The 15025-nt window shown below is 71.0% G+C and carries 15 protein-coding genes, 1 tRNA gene and 1 pseudogene; 5 read left to right on the top strand and 12 right to left on the bottom strand.

The annotated features are described in order from the left end of the window. The first annotated feature begins 174 nt into the window (after positions 1-174). Positions 175-258 (top strand) — tRNA-Tyr (locus G401_RS0110550). A 92-nt stretch (positions 259-350) separates the two neighbouring features. Here the strand turns inward: G401_RS0110550 and G401_RS0110545 are convergent. Together G401_RS0110545 and htpX are read right to left on the bottom strand one after the other, a co-directional pair. Further along, complete coding sequence (locus G401_RS0110545) at positions 351-1568, bottom strand: MFS transporter (protein WP_027342490.1); 1218 nt, start codon at positions 1566-1568, stop codon at positions 351-353. Positions 1569-1738: 170 nt separating this feature from the next. Next, on the bottom strand, positions 1739-2620 hold the full coding sequence (gene htpX / locus G401_RS0110540; RefSeq protein ID WP_407636846.1) for a zinc metalloprotease HtpX: 882 nt from the start codon (positions 2618-2620) through the stop codon (positions 1739-1741). 319 nt (positions 2621-2939) lie between these two features. Between htpX and G401_RS0110535 the strand changes: the two genes are divergently transcribed. Then, complete coding sequence (locus G401_RS0110535) at positions 2940-3917, top strand: aromatic acid exporter family protein (RefSeq protein WP_027342488.1); 978 nt, start codon at positions 2940-2942, stop codon at positions 3915-3917. 105 nt (positions 3918-4022) lie between these two features. Here G401_RS0110535 and G401_RS0110530 read toward each other — a convergent pair whose 3' ends face one another. From G401_RS0110530 to G401_RS0110500, 7 genes and pseudogenes are all read right to left on the bottom strand, one after another. Next, positions 4023-4778: an EI24 domain-containing protein gene (locus G401_RS0110530; RefSeq protein ID WP_034591232.1), complete on the bottom strand. Its 756-nt coding sequence runs from the start codon at positions 4776-4778 to the stop codon at positions 4023-4025. 16 nt (positions 4779-4794) lie between these two features. Continuing rightward, complete coding sequence (locus G401_RS0110525; RefSeq protein WP_027342486.1) at positions 4795-5526, bottom strand: alanyl-tRNA editing protein; 732 nt, start codon at positions 5524-5526, stop codon at positions 4795-4797. 40 nt (positions 5527-5566) lie between these two features. Beyond that, on the bottom strand, positions 5567-6454 hold the full coding sequence (locus G401_RS0110520; RefSeq protein WP_034591231.1) for an alpha/beta fold hydrolase: 888 nt from the start codon (positions 6452-6454) through the stop codon (positions 5567-5569). Next, the gene (locus G401_RS0110515; protein WP_051366465.1) at positions 6451-6768 is read right to left on the bottom strand and encodes a DUF2516 family protein; all 318 of its coding nucleotides are present in this window, start codon (positions 6766-6768) and stop codon (positions 6451-6453) included. Before G401_RS0110515 ends, G401_RS0110520 begins: the two co-directional genes overlap by 4 nt. 77 nt (positions 6769-6845) lie before the next feature. After that, positions 6846-7250 (bottom strand): hypothetical protein, encoded by a 405-nt coding sequence (locus tag G401_RS44775; protein ID WP_051366464.1) that lies wholly within the window; start codon positions 7248-7250, stop codon positions 6846-6848. Then, positions 7250-7630 (bottom strand): annotated as a pseudogene (locus tag G401_RS44770) (helix-turn-helix domain-containing protein); the annotation flags it as partial. The pseudogene G401_RS44770 and the gene G401_RS44775, both read right to left, overlap by 1 nt. A gap of 65 nt (positions 7631-7695) precedes the next feature. After that, a complete protein-coding gene (locus G401_RS0110500; protein WP_027342483.1) occupies positions 7696-8655 on the bottom strand; it encodes an asparaginase in 960 nt (319 codons plus the stop codon). Between the two features lie 41 nt (positions 8656-8696). Between G401_RS0110500 and G401_RS0110495 the strand changes: the two genes are divergently transcribed. Then, on the top strand, positions 8697-9305 hold the full coding sequence (locus G401_RS0110495) for a nitroreductase family protein (RefSeq protein ID WP_027342482.1): 609 nt from the start codon (positions 8697-8699) through the stop codon (positions 9303-9305). A gap of 152 nt (positions 9306-9457) precedes the next feature. Here G401_RS0110495 and G401_RS0110490 read toward each other — a convergent pair whose 3' ends face one another. From G401_RS0110490 to pdxH, 3 genes are read right to left on the bottom strand one after another with little or no spacing between them, the layout of a single operon-like run. Next, complete coding sequence (locus G401_RS0110490; protein WP_027342481.1) at positions 9458-10372, bottom strand: aldose 1-epimerase family protein; 915 nt, start codon at positions 10370-10372, stop codon at positions 9458-9460. Positions 10373-10381: 9 nt separating this feature from the next. Then, positions 10382-11644, bottom strand: coding sequence for an MFS transporter (locus G401_RS0110485; protein ID WP_027342480.1), 1263 nt, complete (start codon positions 11642-11644; stop codon positions 10382-10384). Beyond that, on the bottom strand, positions 11641-12306 hold the full coding sequence (pdxH, locus tag G401_RS0110480) for a pyridoxamine 5'-phosphate oxidase (RefSeq protein WP_027342479.1): 666 nt from the start codon (positions 12304-12306) through the stop codon (positions 11641-11643). Before pdxH ends, G401_RS0110485 begins: the two co-directional genes overlap by 4 nt. A 230-nt stretch (positions 12307-12536) precedes the next feature. Here pdxH and G401_RS0110475 point away from each other — a divergent pair, with 230 nt between their 5' ends. After that, a complete protein-coding gene (locus G401_RS0110475; protein ID WP_027342478.1) occupies positions 12537-13640 on the top strand; it encodes a citrate synthase 2 in 1104 nt (367 codons plus the stop codon). A gap of 216 nt (positions 13641-13856) precedes the next feature. Then, the gene (gene serC, locus G401_RS0110470) at positions 13857-14978 is read left to right on the top strand and encodes a phosphoserine transaminase (RefSeq protein WP_027342477.1); all 1122 of its coding nucleotides are present in this window, start codon (positions 13857-13859) and stop codon (positions 14976-14978) included. Positions 14979-15025: the final 47 nt, after the last annotated feature.

Below are 15025 nucleotides of genomic sequence, written 5' to 3'. Positions count from 1 at the left end.
CCTGACCCGATTGGAGATATGTACGGTTCATCAGCCTATCCGGCGCGGGTGTCCGGGCGGACACCCCGTCGCCACCCGGATACGCCAACCCGGTTGCACGAACCCGGGGGCATGCCGCTATCCTTGCTGAGTCGCACGGCCAACACCCCGGTGAAAGCCTTGCGGCAGTGCTTTGGCGGGTTGCCCGAGTGGTCAATGGGAACGGACTGTAAATCCGTCGCGAAAGCTACGAAGGTTCGAACCCTTCACCCGCCACCAACAGCACGAAGAGCCCCGGCTCGCGGAGACGCGAACCGGGGCTCTTGCCATGTACGGCATCAGGTCCTGCGCGACCGGCCCGGCTGAGAACCTCAGGCCTCGGCCGCCGCCGCCCGGGCGATGGATCCCTTCGGCAGCGCGGTGATCGCCGCCGCGACCGCGACCGCGAACCCCGCCAGCAGGAACGCCACCGGTACGCCGCCCTGGTGGTCGACGAGCGCGCCGGCGACGGCGGCCCCGACCGCGCTGGCGGAGACGCTCACGGTGACGCCCCAGGTGTACGCCTCGTTGCGCATCGCGCCCGGCGAGATCCGCCCGATGAGCGAGTTCTCGACGGTCAGCGCGGGTGCGATCGTGGCGCCGCCGAGGACGAGGGCGACTCCCATCGCGACCGGGGTCGGCATGACCGCGAGGATCGCCATGCTGAGTCCGACCCCGCCGAGCAGCCAGGCGAACTGGCGGGGCAGGGTCATCGCCGGGCGGCGCGTACCGAAGTAGACGCCGCCGATCGCGCTGCCGGTGCTCCAGACCGCGAACAGGACCGCAGCCAGGGTGTCCGGCGTTGCCGATCCACTCGCGGACGCGTACGCGGGGACGGCCACGCTCACGATGCCGAAGGCCGTGCCGATGCCGGCCACGCAGGCGAGGAGGGCCGGGAATCCGGTGACGCCCAGCGGTCCCAGCCCGGAGGCGCGGTGCTCGACGGCATGCGGAGTGAACGTACGCATGACCGGCCGCGTGGCCACGATCAGCGTGCCGGTGAGGGTCACGAATGCGCTCACGCCGAGCGCGAAGGCCGGGCCGAGCAGCGCGATGGCCGCCGCGACGAGCAGCGGGCCGACCACGAAGACGATCTCGAAGATCGAGGTCTCGGCGGCCAGCGCGGTCGGGCGCAGCGCGGCTCGGCCGGTGGCGGGTTCGGTGAGCGTCGCCCACGCACCCCGGATGGCGGCCGTCAGCGGCGGATAGGTCGCCCCGGCCAGCGCGCTCAGGGCGATCACCGGCCAGCCCGAGCCGCCGCCCAGGATGAGCAGGAACAGCGCGACCGGGTGCGCCACCGCCGTCGCGAGGAGCACCGGAGACGGGCCGAACCGGTCGGCCAGGCGACCGGCGAGCGGGCTGAGCACCGCTCCGGCCAGCGCGTACGCCCCGCTGGCCAGGCCGGCCGCGGCGTACGAGCCGGAGGCGTGCTGGACGAGCAGGAGCAGGGCCAGCGAGGTCATGCCGATGCCGAGGCGGGCGAACGCGCCCACGACCAGGAGCGCCCGCGCCCCGGGGATCCGCCACACCATCGCGTACTGCCTGAACATCGGTCACCTCCTGGAGCCACAAAGAAAGGACCTTCCCGGGCAATAAGCCCGGTAGGTCCGATATAGCGACGTTATCCCAGCAGGGAGCTTCCGGCCAAGGGCGGCCGATCGAGATCACATCGGAAAGAGGCGGCCCGCCGGAGCGGACCGCCTCTTTCGGTGAACGAGGGTCACCGCAGGTACTGCACCGGTCCCGAATTGGCGGCCATGAGTTCCAGCCGGCGTACGCGCTCCTCCATCGGCGGGTGCGTGGAGAAGAGGTTCGCGATGCCGCCGCCCCGGAACGGGTTGTCGATCATGAGGTGTGCGGTGCTCGTCAGCCCGGCGTCGGCGGGCAGGGGCATCTGCTGCGTACCCATGTGAATCTTGCGCAGGGCCGAGGCGAGCGCGAGCGGGTCCGCGGCGAGCCGGGCGCCCGACTCGTCGGCCTGGAACTCGCGACTGCGGCTGATGGCGAGCTGGATGATGGACGCGGCCAGCGGGCCGAGGATCAGCATCAGCAGGAACACGGCCGGATTGGGGCCGTCCTCGTCGTCGCCGCCGAGCGGGATGAACCAGGCGAGGTTGGCCAGCATCGTGATGATGCTGGCGAGCGCGCCGGCCACGCTGGAGATCAGGATGTCGCGGTTGTAGACGTGCGACAGCTCATGGCCGATGACCCCGCGCAGCTCGCGGTAGTCGAGGATCTGGGTGATGCCCGAGGTGACGCAGACCGCGGCGTTCTGCGGGTTGCGGCCGGTCGCGAAGGCGTTGGGCTGCGAGGTGGGGCTGACGTACAGCCGGGGCATGGGCTTGCCCGCCTGCTGGGACAGCTCGCGCACCATCTGGTACAGCGCCGGGAACTCCGCCTCGGAGACGGGCTGGGCGCCCATGGAGCGCAGCGCGATCTTGTCGGAGAAGAAGTAGCTGACGCCGTTCATCCCGAGGGCGAGGACGATGGCGATGACGAAACCCGTACTGCCGCCGATCCAGTAGCCCACGCCCAGGATGAGGGCGGAGAGCAGGCCGAGCAGCGCGGCCGTCTTGAGCCCGTTGTGGCTGTGCACGATCACTCCTGTCGGTGTGGTCTGGGCGAGAGCGCCGGCCGGTCGCCTTCGATCGAGCCGGGCGTCTCTGTCAGATACAACTGATCGCCCGTACTGCATCATCCAATGCGGCGCTGTGAGCCTCCTGTGAATGAGCTGGTTTTTCCTGAGTGTGAGGCGAAACAACGACAGAGCGTCGTAGATCGCCGAATGCCAGCTAAACCACATCTACCCCAAAAACCCTGGACGAGCCGGGCAAAGCGCGGAGACTGGTCAGATCACCCCGCGCAGCGTCGCGCTCGGTTCACCCTGCACCGCAGCGACCCCGCGAGGAGGTTTGCAGCCGATGTCTGCCTCTGTACCGCGCGTACCGACCGGCGACGCTTCACGCCGCGGCATCCTGCCCATCGTCCGCGACGCCTGGCCGGTCATCCGGCCCATCGCCTGGCAGATCCTGCTGGCCGTGGTGATCTCCAGCGGCCTGGCCCTGCTCCTCGGCCACACGGGCTTCCCCGTCTTCGCTCCCCTGCTCGCCGTCGCGACCATGGAGCTCATCTGCGCGCGCCACCACCGGCGCGCCGTGGAAATGTCGTTCGGCGTCGTGATCGGCGCACTCCTGACCGCCGTCGTCGGCCCCTCCTGGAGTACGCCGCACGTGCTCATCGACGCCGCGATCGGCACCGCCACAGCCATCGGCGTCGCATGGTTCACCACACCCCGATCTCCCGTACGCCTGGTCAACACCGCGATCGACCCGCTGCTGTCCGAACTGGCGGGCAACATCCGGGCGGTCTCGACCGCTCTGCGCCGGCAGGATCCGCCGACGGCCGGGGCCGCCGTCTACTCCCTGGTCGGCACCGACGCCGGCCTGCACCGCCTCGACGAAGTGCTGCTCCAGGTCCGCCGCTCGGCCTTCCTGATCAAGTGGTCCACCGGGCAGGATCTGACCGCGTACACGCGTACGGCGGCGAACATCGGGGACGCCGTCCGCAACATCCGCGGCGTGGCCGAACACGCCTGGTGGGGCATCCTCCGCGCGGGCGAACACGTCCCGTCCCCACTGCCGCAGGCACTCGACACGCTGGCGGACGGGATCGGCGTACTGCGCGAGGAACTCGACCGGGACGGGTGCCTGAGCAATGCCCGGCCGCTGCTGATCTCGTCGGCGCAGTGGATCTCGATGATGCGGTCGGACCACCTCAGCCTCGGCGCGGCCGGAGTCGCGGCCAGCGCGGACGCGGCCGTGTTCAATCTGCTCAAGGCGACGGGTATGCCGGCAGTCGAGGCCGACGCCGCACAGCACGCACGCCTGGTCGGCGTCTAGCACCCTCCCCCTTCACCCGACGATCTTGCGCGAATGTCTCAAATTTCGTCCGAAGTACCCGATATGCCCGAACATTCGCGCAAGATCGTCGCAAGACGGGGGGCGTCAGGCTTCGTCGAGGACTTCGCGGGCCAGGAGAGTGCCGCCGGCCACGGCGGCGGGCATGATCAGGACTGAGCCGAGCGGGATCAGGAAGCAGAGGAAGACGCACACCCCGAAGCCCAGGGCCGTCCAGCGGCGGGTACGCAGATGGGCGAGCCGATCCCGCATCCGCAGGCCGCGACGGGTGAAGGCGACGCCGACGAGTTCGACCGACAGGAACCATCCGCCGACGAGAGCACCGATCACGGGCACGACGGTCTGGCCGACGACCGGGATGAAGCCGCACAGGAACAGCGGTACGCCGATCAGCACCGACAGCGCCGTGACCCGGATCGAGTCCCGGATGCCCCGGCCGAGTTCCTTCCAGAAGCCGGACCTGACCTCGCCGGGGCCGCCGCCCAGATGGGCCTCGACCCGCTCGGAGATCTTCTCGTAGAAGGGCTCGCCGATGACGAGGGTGACCGCCGTGAACGAGACGACCCAGACGAGCAGGGCGATCCCGATCAGCCCGACGCCGGCCGCGATGTGGATCGCCGTACGCCATCCGTCGGACCAGTCGTCGGCGAACCACGTCACGTCCGCGGACAGGTCGTCCACGAAGTACACGAGCAGTCCGAAGAGGAACGCGAACAGCAGCAGCGTGATCAGCGCGGGCACGATGCCGAGCAGGACCAGGCCCGGACTGCGGCCGTAGACCTTCAGCCCCCGCGCGAAAAGGCGTACTCCCGTCGAGAACTGCGACACCGGCTTCGCCACCATGGGGGCGAAGATACCGTCACACGAGGCGTACGCGTACCCGCCGGTTGGCCTTGCCCTTGCTCTCCACTTTGAGCACCTGGACCTGACCGACGCTCGCCGTGGACGCCACATGGGTGCCGCCGTCGGCTTGAACGTCCAGCCCGACGATGTCGACGATGCGGATCTCCTGCTCGTCGGCCGGGATCAGGTTGGACTGGGTGCGGATGATGTCGGGCAGGCTGAGCGCCTCGTCCCGGCCGAGCACCTTCGTGACGACCTGGCGGTCCGCCGCGACCTCGGCGTTGACCAGCTCTTCCAGGCGGGCCTTGAAGTCGCCCGGCACCTCGGGCAGGTTGAAGTCCATCCGGGCCTCGCCGGGTTCCATGTTGCCGCCGGTGACCAGCGCACCGAAGTCGCGGAACACCACTCCGCAGAGCACGTGCAGGCCGGAGTGCGTACGCATCAGCAGCGTCCGCCGCTCGTCCTCGACCGCCCCGGTGACCTGCGTACCGACGGGCGGGAGGAGGGCGCCCTCGGCGGGCAGGAGATACAGGTCGTCGCCCTTGCGGGTGCCCTCGATCCGGGTCTGCACCCCGTTCCACAGCAGTACGCCGTGGTCCGGTGGCTGGCCGCCGCCGCCCGGGTAGAAGGCCGACCGGTCGAGCACGATGCCCTCGGCGTCCGACGCGAGAACGGTGCACTCCCATTCGCGCAGGGTCGGGTCGAGCAGGTCCAGCCGGTCGGTACGCCCGTGGCGCGTGACACCCATGAGACCGCAGCGTACGCCTACCCGGGGCGGGAACCGGCCCTCACTGGTTGAGGAAGGACGTGATCCGTTCGCGGAGGTCGGCGCGCTCCGTCCACAGCAGAGCCGGGCGCTGGTAGATCTGCAGCTCGGCGCCGGGCAGCACCGCGGCCAGCTCCTCGGCCACCGAGACCGGGTGCAGTTCGTCGCCGAGACAGCCGATGACCAGGGCCGGAGCGGTCACGCTGGACAGCACGGCGGCGTTGGCCACGGCCGTCTGCTCGGCGAACGCCGCGACGCCGGGGGCGAGCCCGTCACGCAGGAGCGAGTCCAGCCGCTGCCGCACGTACGCCCAGCCGGGTGCCGCGTTGCGGAACGTCTTCGGGACCTCGGCGACCAGCTGGTTGGCGAGCTGGCCGATGTCGCCGCTGGCCAGCGCCTCCAGCAGGGTGGTGATGCGGTCGCGGCTGGCCGGCGTACCCCGGTGGTCGAGGACGGCCGGCAGGACGAAGACGAGCCGCTCGAACCGGTTCGGCGACTCGACGAGCAGCCGGCACAGGGCGCCGGCGCCGAGGCTCACGCCCAGCGCGCGGGTGGCGCCGGACAGATCGGCGATCGTCCGCAGGTCGCGGGCGAGGTCGGCGTAGGTCCAGCCGGCTTCCGGCGCGTCCGAGCGGCCGTGCCCGCGGAACTGGAAGAAGACGCGGCGGCCGGTGACGCCGCTGCCGTAGACGCGGGTCTCGGCGATGCCCTGCGCGAGGCCGTGCGCGAAGATCGTGACGGGATCACCGATGCCGGTGACCAGGCGTTCGAGGGTGACCCCATGCGGTGTCGCCACGAGCTCGGTGGCCGCGGCCAGCGGCGCGGGCCGGGCCGAGCGGGGCGCCGCGTACCGTGGCCGGACCCGCCGCGGCGTGCCGTCGGGGGGCGGTGGCCAGCGGAACTGGTTCACCAGCGGCCCTCCATGAGATCTCGGAAGCCCGACCGCACCTGCAGCAGGTAGTAGCCGGCGAAGCCGAGGCCGATGAGGCCGAGCAGGAACACCCCGCCGAAGACGCCGAACAGCGCGGTGATCAGCAGCGCCAGCACCAGAATGACGATCCAGCCGCCCTTGGCGATCGTTCCCAGGGCCGCGAAGGCGTCCGGCCGCTGCCGTATGCAGTGGATCAACGCCCAGGCCTCGATGACGATCGCCACGAGGTCGATCGCCACGTTGAGCCAGTAAAGGATGCCGGTGTAGAACACCGGCGCCGCCGCCATGCCCATGCCGCCAAGAGTAAGCGACCGGGGACGCCCCCGCTCGTTCGCAGGGCGCCCCCGGTCGTCAGGGTCTTGCCGGACGGCTACTTGGCGGTCTTCGGCTTGCGTACCGGCTTGGCCGCCGGGGCCGCGGGCTCGGCGGCGGATTCCGGCACGGTGAAGTCCGGGACCGTCTCGACCGGGGTCTCCTTGTCGATGACCTTGGTACCCCGGGCGACCAGGTCGCCGTACACGCCGACGGCCACGTCGGCGGCCTTCTGCGCGTTGGCCAGGACCACGGTCCGGATCCGGTCCACCTCGACCTTGCCGGTCAGCCCGGTCGCCTGCGCGCGCAGCGTCGGTGCCTGCTCGCGCAGCTTCTCGGCCCGCTCCCGCAGTTCGCCGGCCAGCGCCGGCAGCTTGCGCAGCTGCTCTACGGCCAGGTCGCCCAGGCCGGCCGCCGCGTAGACCGCAGTCGCGTACTTCTGCTCGCTCTTCGTGGTGCTCACGGTTTCTCCTCAACTGGTACGCCGTCGGTGCCCGCTGCCTCGCGGGCGTTCTCCCGGCGGAACGTCTCGTAGATCTGGGTGAGGGATTGCTTCTGCGCCAGGGTCAGCTCGGCGTCGGCGGCGATGGCGGCGAGTACGCCGTGCGTGTCGTCGGTGCCGAGCAGTCCCGCTCGCAGATACATGGCCGGGGTGGAGACCCGCAGCGCCGACGCGATGGAGGCGAGTACCTCCGCGCTCGGCTTGCGCAGCCCTCGTTCGATCTGGCTGATGTACGCGTTGCTGACACCGGCCTGCTCGGCAAGCTGCCGCAGGGAGATCTTGGCGTTCTCCCGCAGGTCCTTGATGAACGAGCCGATGTCAGGTGTCTGCACGTCCGCCAACCTAGCCGCGCCGTGTTAACAATTGCAAGCAGAATGGTAACTTCTGTAAGCAGTCGTGAGCGGGCTCACCAGATGGCGTGCACCGCGCCGACGCGTACACCGCCGCCGAGCAGGGGCTCCTCGGTCAACTCGTCCAGCACCGGGGCGACCACTCCGAGCCGTCGCAGGGCGCTGGCCACCACGGGCATCCGGGCCCGCATGCCGCCGTCGTCGATCTTCAGCGCCACCGCGCCCACACCCGGCACCGCCAGTGCGTGCACGCCCTCGGCGCCGCCCTTCGACAGCAGGCCGGTGACGCCCTTCATGAGCCGGTCGTCGTGCTGGTTCGTGCCGCTGACGATCTCCGGGTACGCGCGCATCGCGTCGGCCACCGACCGCTCGGCCGATCCCTCGGGGGCGTCGACCAGGCCGAGGAACGAGCGGGCCAGGCCGGTCAGCGAGATCGCCATGACGGGCGCGCCGCAGCCGTCGATCCCGGTCGCCGCGACCGGTTCACCGGCGCAGGTCTCGAGGGCGTCGCGGAGGCGTACCTGGAGCGGGTGGTCCTGGTCGAGGTAGCCCTCCAGCTCCCAGCCCGCGGCCAGGCACGTCAGCAGCATGCCGGCGTGCTTGCCGGAGCAGTTCATGTAGACGCGTTCACGCGTACCCCCGGCACGCAGCACCGCCGCGCGCGCGTCCTCGTCGAGCGGCAGGTCCGGCGGGCAGCGCAGGACCGTCTCCTCCAGGCCGGCCGAGCGCAGCAGCGCGCGTACGCGGGAGATGTGGAAGTCCTGACCGAAGTGACTGGCCGCCGCCAAGGCGAGATCGGCGGGGTCGGCGAGCCGCAGCCCCGCGCGGAGCATGCCCACCGCCTGCATGGGTTTGTTGGAGGAACGGGGGAAGATCGGTCCTGTCACGTCCCCGGCGGCCGCCACGACCGACCCGTCGGGACCCAGGACAACGACGGAACCGCGATGGAAACCTTCCACGAATCGGGACCGGACGACCTCTGCGAGGGCCACGCCGCCCTCATAAGCCTTGACCATGCCCTCATAGTGCCGCAGGCCTGGTGTGACAGGGTGGCCGGATGGAGTTTCGTGACGTGGTCCGCACCCGCCGGATGGTCCGCGGCTACGACCCGGACCGGCTGGTACCCGCCGACCTGGTCGACCGGATCCTCACCCACGCCACGCACGCCCCGAGCGCGGGCTTCAGCCAGGGCTGGGCCTTCCTCGTGCTGGAGACGCGGGAGACGCTCGACTCCTTCTGGGCCGCGACCACCCCGCCCGGGGCCGCTTCGCGCTGGCTGGCCGGAATGCGTACGGCGCCGCTGATCATCGTGCCGCTCGCGCACAAGGACGCCTACCTCGACCGGTACGCCGAACCCGACAAGGGCTGGGCCGACCGCGACGAGAGCCGGTGGTCGGCGCCCTACTGGTACATCGACACCGGCATGGCCTCGCTGCTGATGCTGCTGACGGCCGTCGACGAGGGCCTCGGCGCCTGCTTCTTCGGCATCCCGCCGCAGCGGCTGGCCGCCTTCCGCGAAGCGTTCGGCGTCCCGGACGCGTACGCGCCGATCGGGGCGATCACCTTCGGCTACCGGGCGGCCGACCGGCGCTCGGCGTCGTTGAAGCGGGGCCGCCGGCCCCTCGACGAGATCGTCCACCGCGGCCGCTTCCACCCCGCCGCCTAGCCACCCTGGCTGCGGCGCTGGCCGCCGCTCCAAGATCCGGTTTGGATCAGGGAAATCACCCGAATCATGGGCCATGATTACGTGCGAAAACCTGATCCAAACGGGATCTTGCCGCTGGTGATCTTGGCGGCGGGAGCCGACGGGCTGGGCGGTCAGCGGGGGGAGATGCCCCAGGACGCGGTCCAGGGCTCGCCCGGCTTGAGCGTCACCAGGTCCCGGCCCGAGCGCAGCGCGTCCGGCGGGCAGGTCATCGGCTCGACCGCGATCGAGCGCCGGCGCCGCGGGGGCGGGGTCGTGTCGGCGGTGTACACCTGCCACCAGCCGAACGAGGCGTCCGCCCAGATCGTCGTCGCCGGGCCGTCGAGCACGGCCAGCGTGACCGCCGAGCGGCCGCTGTCGTCGCGTACGACGTCGCCGAACGCGGTGTCGAGGACGCTCTGACCGAGGCGCTTCGGCGTACCGAAGTCCCATTCCGAGCCGGTGACCTTGGCCGCGCCGATCGGCAGCCCCCGCGTGTCGGTCAGCAGCCGGGACCGGGCCGGGATGCCCACCCACACGTCGTCGACGGCCGAGCCGCCCGGCGGGAACAGGTATGGGTGCGCTCCCAGGCCGAAGGGCGCGGGCTCGCCGCCGAGGTTGGTCGCGGTGTGCGTGACCGTCAGGCCGGCGTCGTCCAGTTCGTGGCGGGTCGTCAGCGACAGCGTCCACGGGTACGCGGGCTGGGCCGGCAGGACCACGCTCACGGTCACGGCCGACTCCGACCGGTCCACCAGCGTCGCCGGCTGCCACCGGACCAGGCCGTGGATGGCGTTGTGGGTGGCGGGCTCGGACAGCGCCGCCTGGCAGGTGTGCCCGCCGAACGTGTACTTGCCGTCACGCAGCCGGTTCGGCCAGGGCGCCAGGATCTGGCCGGCCCCGTTGGGGCAGATCTCGTCCTCGGCGTACCCGTCGACGATCTCCCGGTCACCGTCCCGGTATTCGCGCAGGCCGCCGCCCACCTCGACGACGGTGGCCGACTGGGATCCATAGGTGATCGTCCATTGTGTTCCTGATGGCGCGTGTGGCATGCGCGAACACTACCGAACAGGCTCCGTACGCGCATAGCGCATGAGCGAAGGCACCCCCAGGCCGAGCAGGAGGGCTACGATCGCGCAGGCCAGGCCGCCGCCGACCCAGGCGCCGGTCACCCCGAACGCCGCCGCGGTGGCGCCCGCGCGCAGGTCACCGAGCCGGGGGCCGCCCACGACCACCGCTGTTCGCACGCCCTGGACGCGGCCGCGCAGTTCGTCCGGGCACGCCTCCAGCATGATCGTGTTCCGGAAGACGGCGCTGACCAGGTCGGCCGCGCCGGCCACGCCGAGCAGGACGACCACGAGCCAGAGGCTGCGGGCGAGTCCGGCGACCGCGACGGCCAGCCCCCACCCGATGATCGCCGCGATGAGCCAGGTGCCCTGCCTGCGTACGCGGGAGATCCAGCCCGAGGTCAGCCCGGCCAGGACGGTCCCGATGGCGATCGCGGCGTAGAGCCAGCCGACGGCCGCCCCGTTCCCGCCGAACCGCTCGGCCGCCAGCTGCGGGAACAGCGCCCTGGGCAGGGCGACGACCATCGCCACCAGGTCCACGGCGAACGAGGCGAGCAGGATCGGCGTACGCACGAGGAAGCCGAGCCCCTCGACGATGGTGTGCCAGCCGGCCGGGGCGGCGTGTTCGTGGGCCGGCAGTTCGGGCAGCCGGAACGTGGCCCACAGGCTGACCGTGAAGAGCAGTGCGTCCAGCCCGTACGCGACCGTCAGGCCACGCGTACCCGAGAAGGTGGCGAGCAGAAGTCCCGCGGCGAGCGGGCCGAAGATCTGGGTGCCGTTGACCATGGTGAAGTTGAGCGTGGTGGCCGGGGCGAGGTCGTCCTCGCCGACCAGCCGCGGCAGGATCGACTGCCGGGTGGGCGCCGAGACCGCGAACCCGATGGTCTGCGCGCCCAGCGCCAGCAGGAGCCACCCGGGGCCGGCGAGCCCGGTCAGGGCCAGCACGAACAGCGCGATCGTCGGCACCCATGCGATGACCGAGGAGACCAGCAGCAGCCGGCGGCGGTCGATGGCGTCCGCGTAGGCGCCGCCCCAGATCGAGAAGATCAGCATCGGCACGAAGGACACGAGGCCGAGCAGCCCGACCCAGAGCGACGAGTGCGTGAGCCGGTACATCTGCACGGGGACGGCGACCGCGGTGAACTGGGCGCCGAAGAAACTGACCGCGTTGCCCGTGAACACCCGCCGGTACGCCGGGTGGCGCAGGGGCGACAGGTCGATCAGGAGCCGGCGGAGCTGGGGGGCGGCGGTCGTCACGGCGCCAAGCGTTCCACGACCCACTCTCCGTGATCAACCGTGCCGGTACGCCGGAAGCGCAGCCGGTCGTGCAGACGTGACGGACGCCCCTGCCAGAACTCGACCGTCTCGGGCACGACGCGGAACCCGCCCCAGTGCGGCGGGGCCGTGACGGTGTCGGTGAAGCGCTCGTCGGCGGCCTCCCAGGCGTCCTCGATCACCGACCGGTCGGGGATGACCGAGGACTGCGGGCTGGCCCAGGCCCCGAGCTGCGAACCGCGCGGCCGTTCGGCGAAGTACGCGTCCGTCTCCGCCCGGGGTACGCGTACCGCCGTCCCGGCGACGATGACCTGCCGCTGGATGGCATGCCACGGGAACAGCAGGCTGCACCGGGGGTTCTCGGCCAGGTCGAGGCCCTTGCGGGAGCCGTAGTTGGTGAAGAACGTGAAGCCGTTCTCGTCGAACCCCTTCAACAGCACCGTACGCACGCTCGGCCGGCCGTCCCCGGCGGCGGTCGCGACGATCATCGCGTTGGGCTCCGGCAGCCCGGCGTCGACGACGTCGGCGAACCAGGCGGTGAACTGGGTGTGCCAATCTGCGGCCAGCTCGGCCTCGGTGAGGGTGGCGAGCCGGTAGTCACGCCGCATATGGGGCAGATCCGGTGTGTTCGTAGTCACGATCACATCCTTGTACACCTCCGCGGCCGTGCGTGAAGATGTGTCGTCCACGGCAGCTCCGCGCGTTGTTTTGCATCCGATCCCCCGCCGTTCGCGGAAGAATGTCGTTTGTCGCACAGGCCGGGCGGCTCGCCACGAGGGCCGGCGGGGTGCAAGATGTGCGCTGAACGACCACTCAGCACCCGCGGCCGCCGGCGTACGCGCAGGCAGCCGAGATCCCCAACCAGGAGAGCGGAATGTCTGACTTCAAGCCGGGACTCGAGGGCGTCGTCGCCTTCGAGACCCAGATCGCCGAACCCGACAAAGAGGGCGGCTCGCTGCGGTATCGCGGTGTCGACATCGAAGACCTGATCGGTCACGTCTCGTTCGGCAACGTCTGGGCCCTGCTGGTCGACGGGAAGTTCGGGCCGGGCCTGCCGCCGGCCGAGCCGTTCCCGGTGCCGGTCCACTCCGGCGACATCCGCGTCGACGTGCAGTCGGCCGTGGCCATGCTGGCTCCCTACTGGGGCCTCGGCCAGCTCCTCGACATCGCCGACGAGCAGGCCCGCGAGGACCTCGCCCGGGTCTCCGTCACCGCCCTCAGCTTCGTCGCCCAGTCGGCCCGCGGCCTCGGCCTGCCCGCCGTACCGCAGCGCGAGATCGACAAGGCCGCCACGATCGTCGAGCGCTTCATGAAGCGCTGGCGCGGCGAGCCCGACCCGCGGCACGTCAAGGCCGTGGACGCGTACTTCATCTCGGCGGCCGAGCACGGCATGAACGCGTCGACCTTCACCACGCGTACCGTCGCCTCGACCGGCGCCGACGCCGCCGCCTGCATCTCCTCCGGCATCGGGGCGCTGTCCGGCCCGCTGCACGGTGGCGCGCCGAGCCGCGTACTGCACATGATCGAGGGTGTCGAGCGCACCGGCAACGCCGAGGAGTACGTCAAGGGCGTCCTCGACCGCGGCGAGCGCCTGATGGGCTTCGGCCACCGCGTCTACCGCGCCGAGGACCCGCGCGCCCGAGTACTGCGGCGTACCGCGAAGGAGCTCGGCGCCCCGCGCTTCGAGGTCGCCGAGGCGCTGGAGAAGGCGGCCCTCGCGGAACTGCGGGCCCGCAAGCCCGACCGCGTCCTGGAGACCAACGTCGAGTTCTGGTCGGCCGTCGTCCTCGACTTCGCCGAGGTGCCGGCGCACATGTTCACCTCGATGTTCACCTGCGCCCGGGTGGCCGGCTGGTCGGCCCACATCCTGGAGCAGAAGAAGCTCAACCGCCTCGTACGCCCGTCGGCCAAGTACGTCGGCCCCGAGCCGCGCAAGCCGCAGGACGTCGAAGGCTGGGGCGCCATCTCGCACGTCTGAGTTCGACGTCGTCCACGGGCCCGCTTCCGCACCGGAGCGGGCCCGTCTTCGCGCCCGGACCGGCCCGTTCCGACGCCGCGGCGCGCGCGTTGTGTGTTCACCATCACGGGCCAGGTGGTGGGCCGCGCCCGGTCAGGCCCGGGTTGACGTGGGAGGATTCGTCATCGGCAGTGCCGCCGAGTCTGATCCACGGTGCCCGCGAAGGATTCGATATCCATGGCTGATCCGATCCGCATTCCCGACTCGCTCTTGCCCGCCGACGGCCGCTTCGGCTGTGGCCCTTCCAAGATCCGGACCGAGGCGGTGGACGCCCTCGCGCGTACCGGCTCCTCGCTGCTCGGCACGTCGCACCGGCAGAAGCCGGTCAAGAACCAGGTCGCGCGGCTGCGCGCCGGTCTCGCCGAGTTCTTCTCGATCCCCGAGGGCTACGAGGTCATCCTCGGCAACGGCGGCACGACGGCGTTCTGGGAGGTGGCCGCCTTCTCGCTGATCCGCGACCGGGCCCAGTTCGCCACCTTCGGCGAGTTCGGCGCGAAGTTCGCCAAGGCCGTCAAGGACGCCCCGTTCCTGGGCGAGCCCACCGTCCGCAAGGCCGAGCCGGGCACCGCCGCGACGCTCGTCGCCGAGTCGGGTGTGGACGCGTACGGCGTACCGCAGAACGAGACCTCCACCGGTGTGGCCGTGCCGGTCAGCCGGGTCGAGGGCGCGGACGAGGGCGCGCTGCTGCTGCACGACGCCACGTCGGCCGCCGGCGGCCTCGCCGTCGACCTGACCCAGAGCGACGTCTACTACTTCGCGCCGCAGAAGTGCTTCGCGTCGGACGGCGGCCTCTGGATCGCGATCGCGTCGCCGGCCGCCATCGCGCGCGCCGAGCAGATCAAGGCGGACGGCCGCTACATCCCGGCGTTCCTCGACTTCACGACCGCCGTCGAGAACTCGCGCCTGGAGCAGACGCTGAACACCCCGGCCGTGGCGACGATCTTCCTCGCCGCCGAGCAGACCGACTGGATGAACAGCCAGGGTGGTCTCGCATGGGCCGCCGCGCGGACCGCCGAGAGCGCGGGCATCGTCTACCAGTGGGCCGAGAAGTCGCCGGTCGCGACGCCGTTCGTGACCGACCCGGGCGCACGCTCCAATGTGGTCGCCACCATCGACTTCGCCGACGGCGTGGACGCGGCGCTCATCGCCAAGACCCTGCGCGCCAACGGCATCGTCGACACCGAGCCCTACCGCAAGCTCGGCCGCAACCAGCTGCGCATCGCCCTCTACCCCGCCGTCGACCCGGCGGACGTCGAGGCGCTCACCGCCAGCATCGACTACGTCATCGGCCAGCTCTGACCTTCCCGAAACGGGCCGTCCACCACCAGGTGGGCGGCCCTTTCCGT

Source organism: Hamadaea tsunoensis DSM 44101 (assembly GCF_000428945.1).
In the GTDB taxonomy this organism is placed as follows: Bacteria; Actinomycetota; Actinomycetes; order Mycobacteriales; family Micromonosporaceae; genus Hamadaea; species Hamadaea tsunoensis.
Note: the sequence above shows the minus strand (reverse complement) of the source record. Positions and strands in the feature narration are given on the sequence as shown.

Excerpts from the sequence above, each read along its gene's own strand:
- G401_RS0110535 (WP_027342488.1), top strand. The coding sequence starts at position 2,940 with ATGTCTGCCTCTGTACCGCGCGTACCGACCGGCGACGCTTCACGCCGC.
- G401_RS0110545 (WP_027342490.1), bottom strand. The coding sequence starts at position 1,568 with ATGTTCAGGCAGTACGCGATGGTGTGGCGGATCCCCGGGGCGCGGGCG.
- G401_RS0110525 (WP_027342486.1), bottom strand. The coding sequence starts at position 5,526 with ATGGGTGTCACGCGCCACGGGCGTACCGACCGGCTGGACCTGCTCGAC.
- G401_RS0110515 (WP_051366465.1), bottom strand. The coding sequence starts at position 6,768 with ATGGGCATGGCGGCGGCGCCGGTGTTCTACACCGGCATCCTTTACTGG.
- G401_RS0110495 (WP_027342482.1), top strand. The coding sequence starts at position 8,697 with ATGGAGTTTCGTGACGTGGTCCGCACCCGCCGGATGGTCCGCGGCTAC.
- G401_RS0110490 (WP_027342481.1), bottom strand. The coding sequence starts at position 10,372 with ATGCCACACGCGCCATCAGGAACACAATGGACGATCACCTATGGATCC.
- serC (WP_027342477.1), top strand. The coding sequence starts at position 13,857 with ATGGCTGATCCGATCCGCATTCCCGACTCGCTCTTGCCCGCCGACGGC.
- G401_RS0110475 (WP_027342478.1), top strand. The coding sequence starts at position 12,537 with ATGTCTGACTTCAAGCCGGGACTCGAGGGCGTCGTCGCCTTCGAGACC.
- G401_RS0110530 (WP_034591232.1), bottom strand. The coding sequence starts at position 4,778 with ATGGTGGCGAAGCCGGTGTCGCAGTTCTCGACGGGAGTACGCCTTTTC.
- G401_RS0110500 (WP_027342483.1), bottom strand. The coding sequence starts at position 8,655 with ATGGTCAAGGCTTATGAGGGCGGCGTGGCCCTCGCAGAGGTCGTCCGG.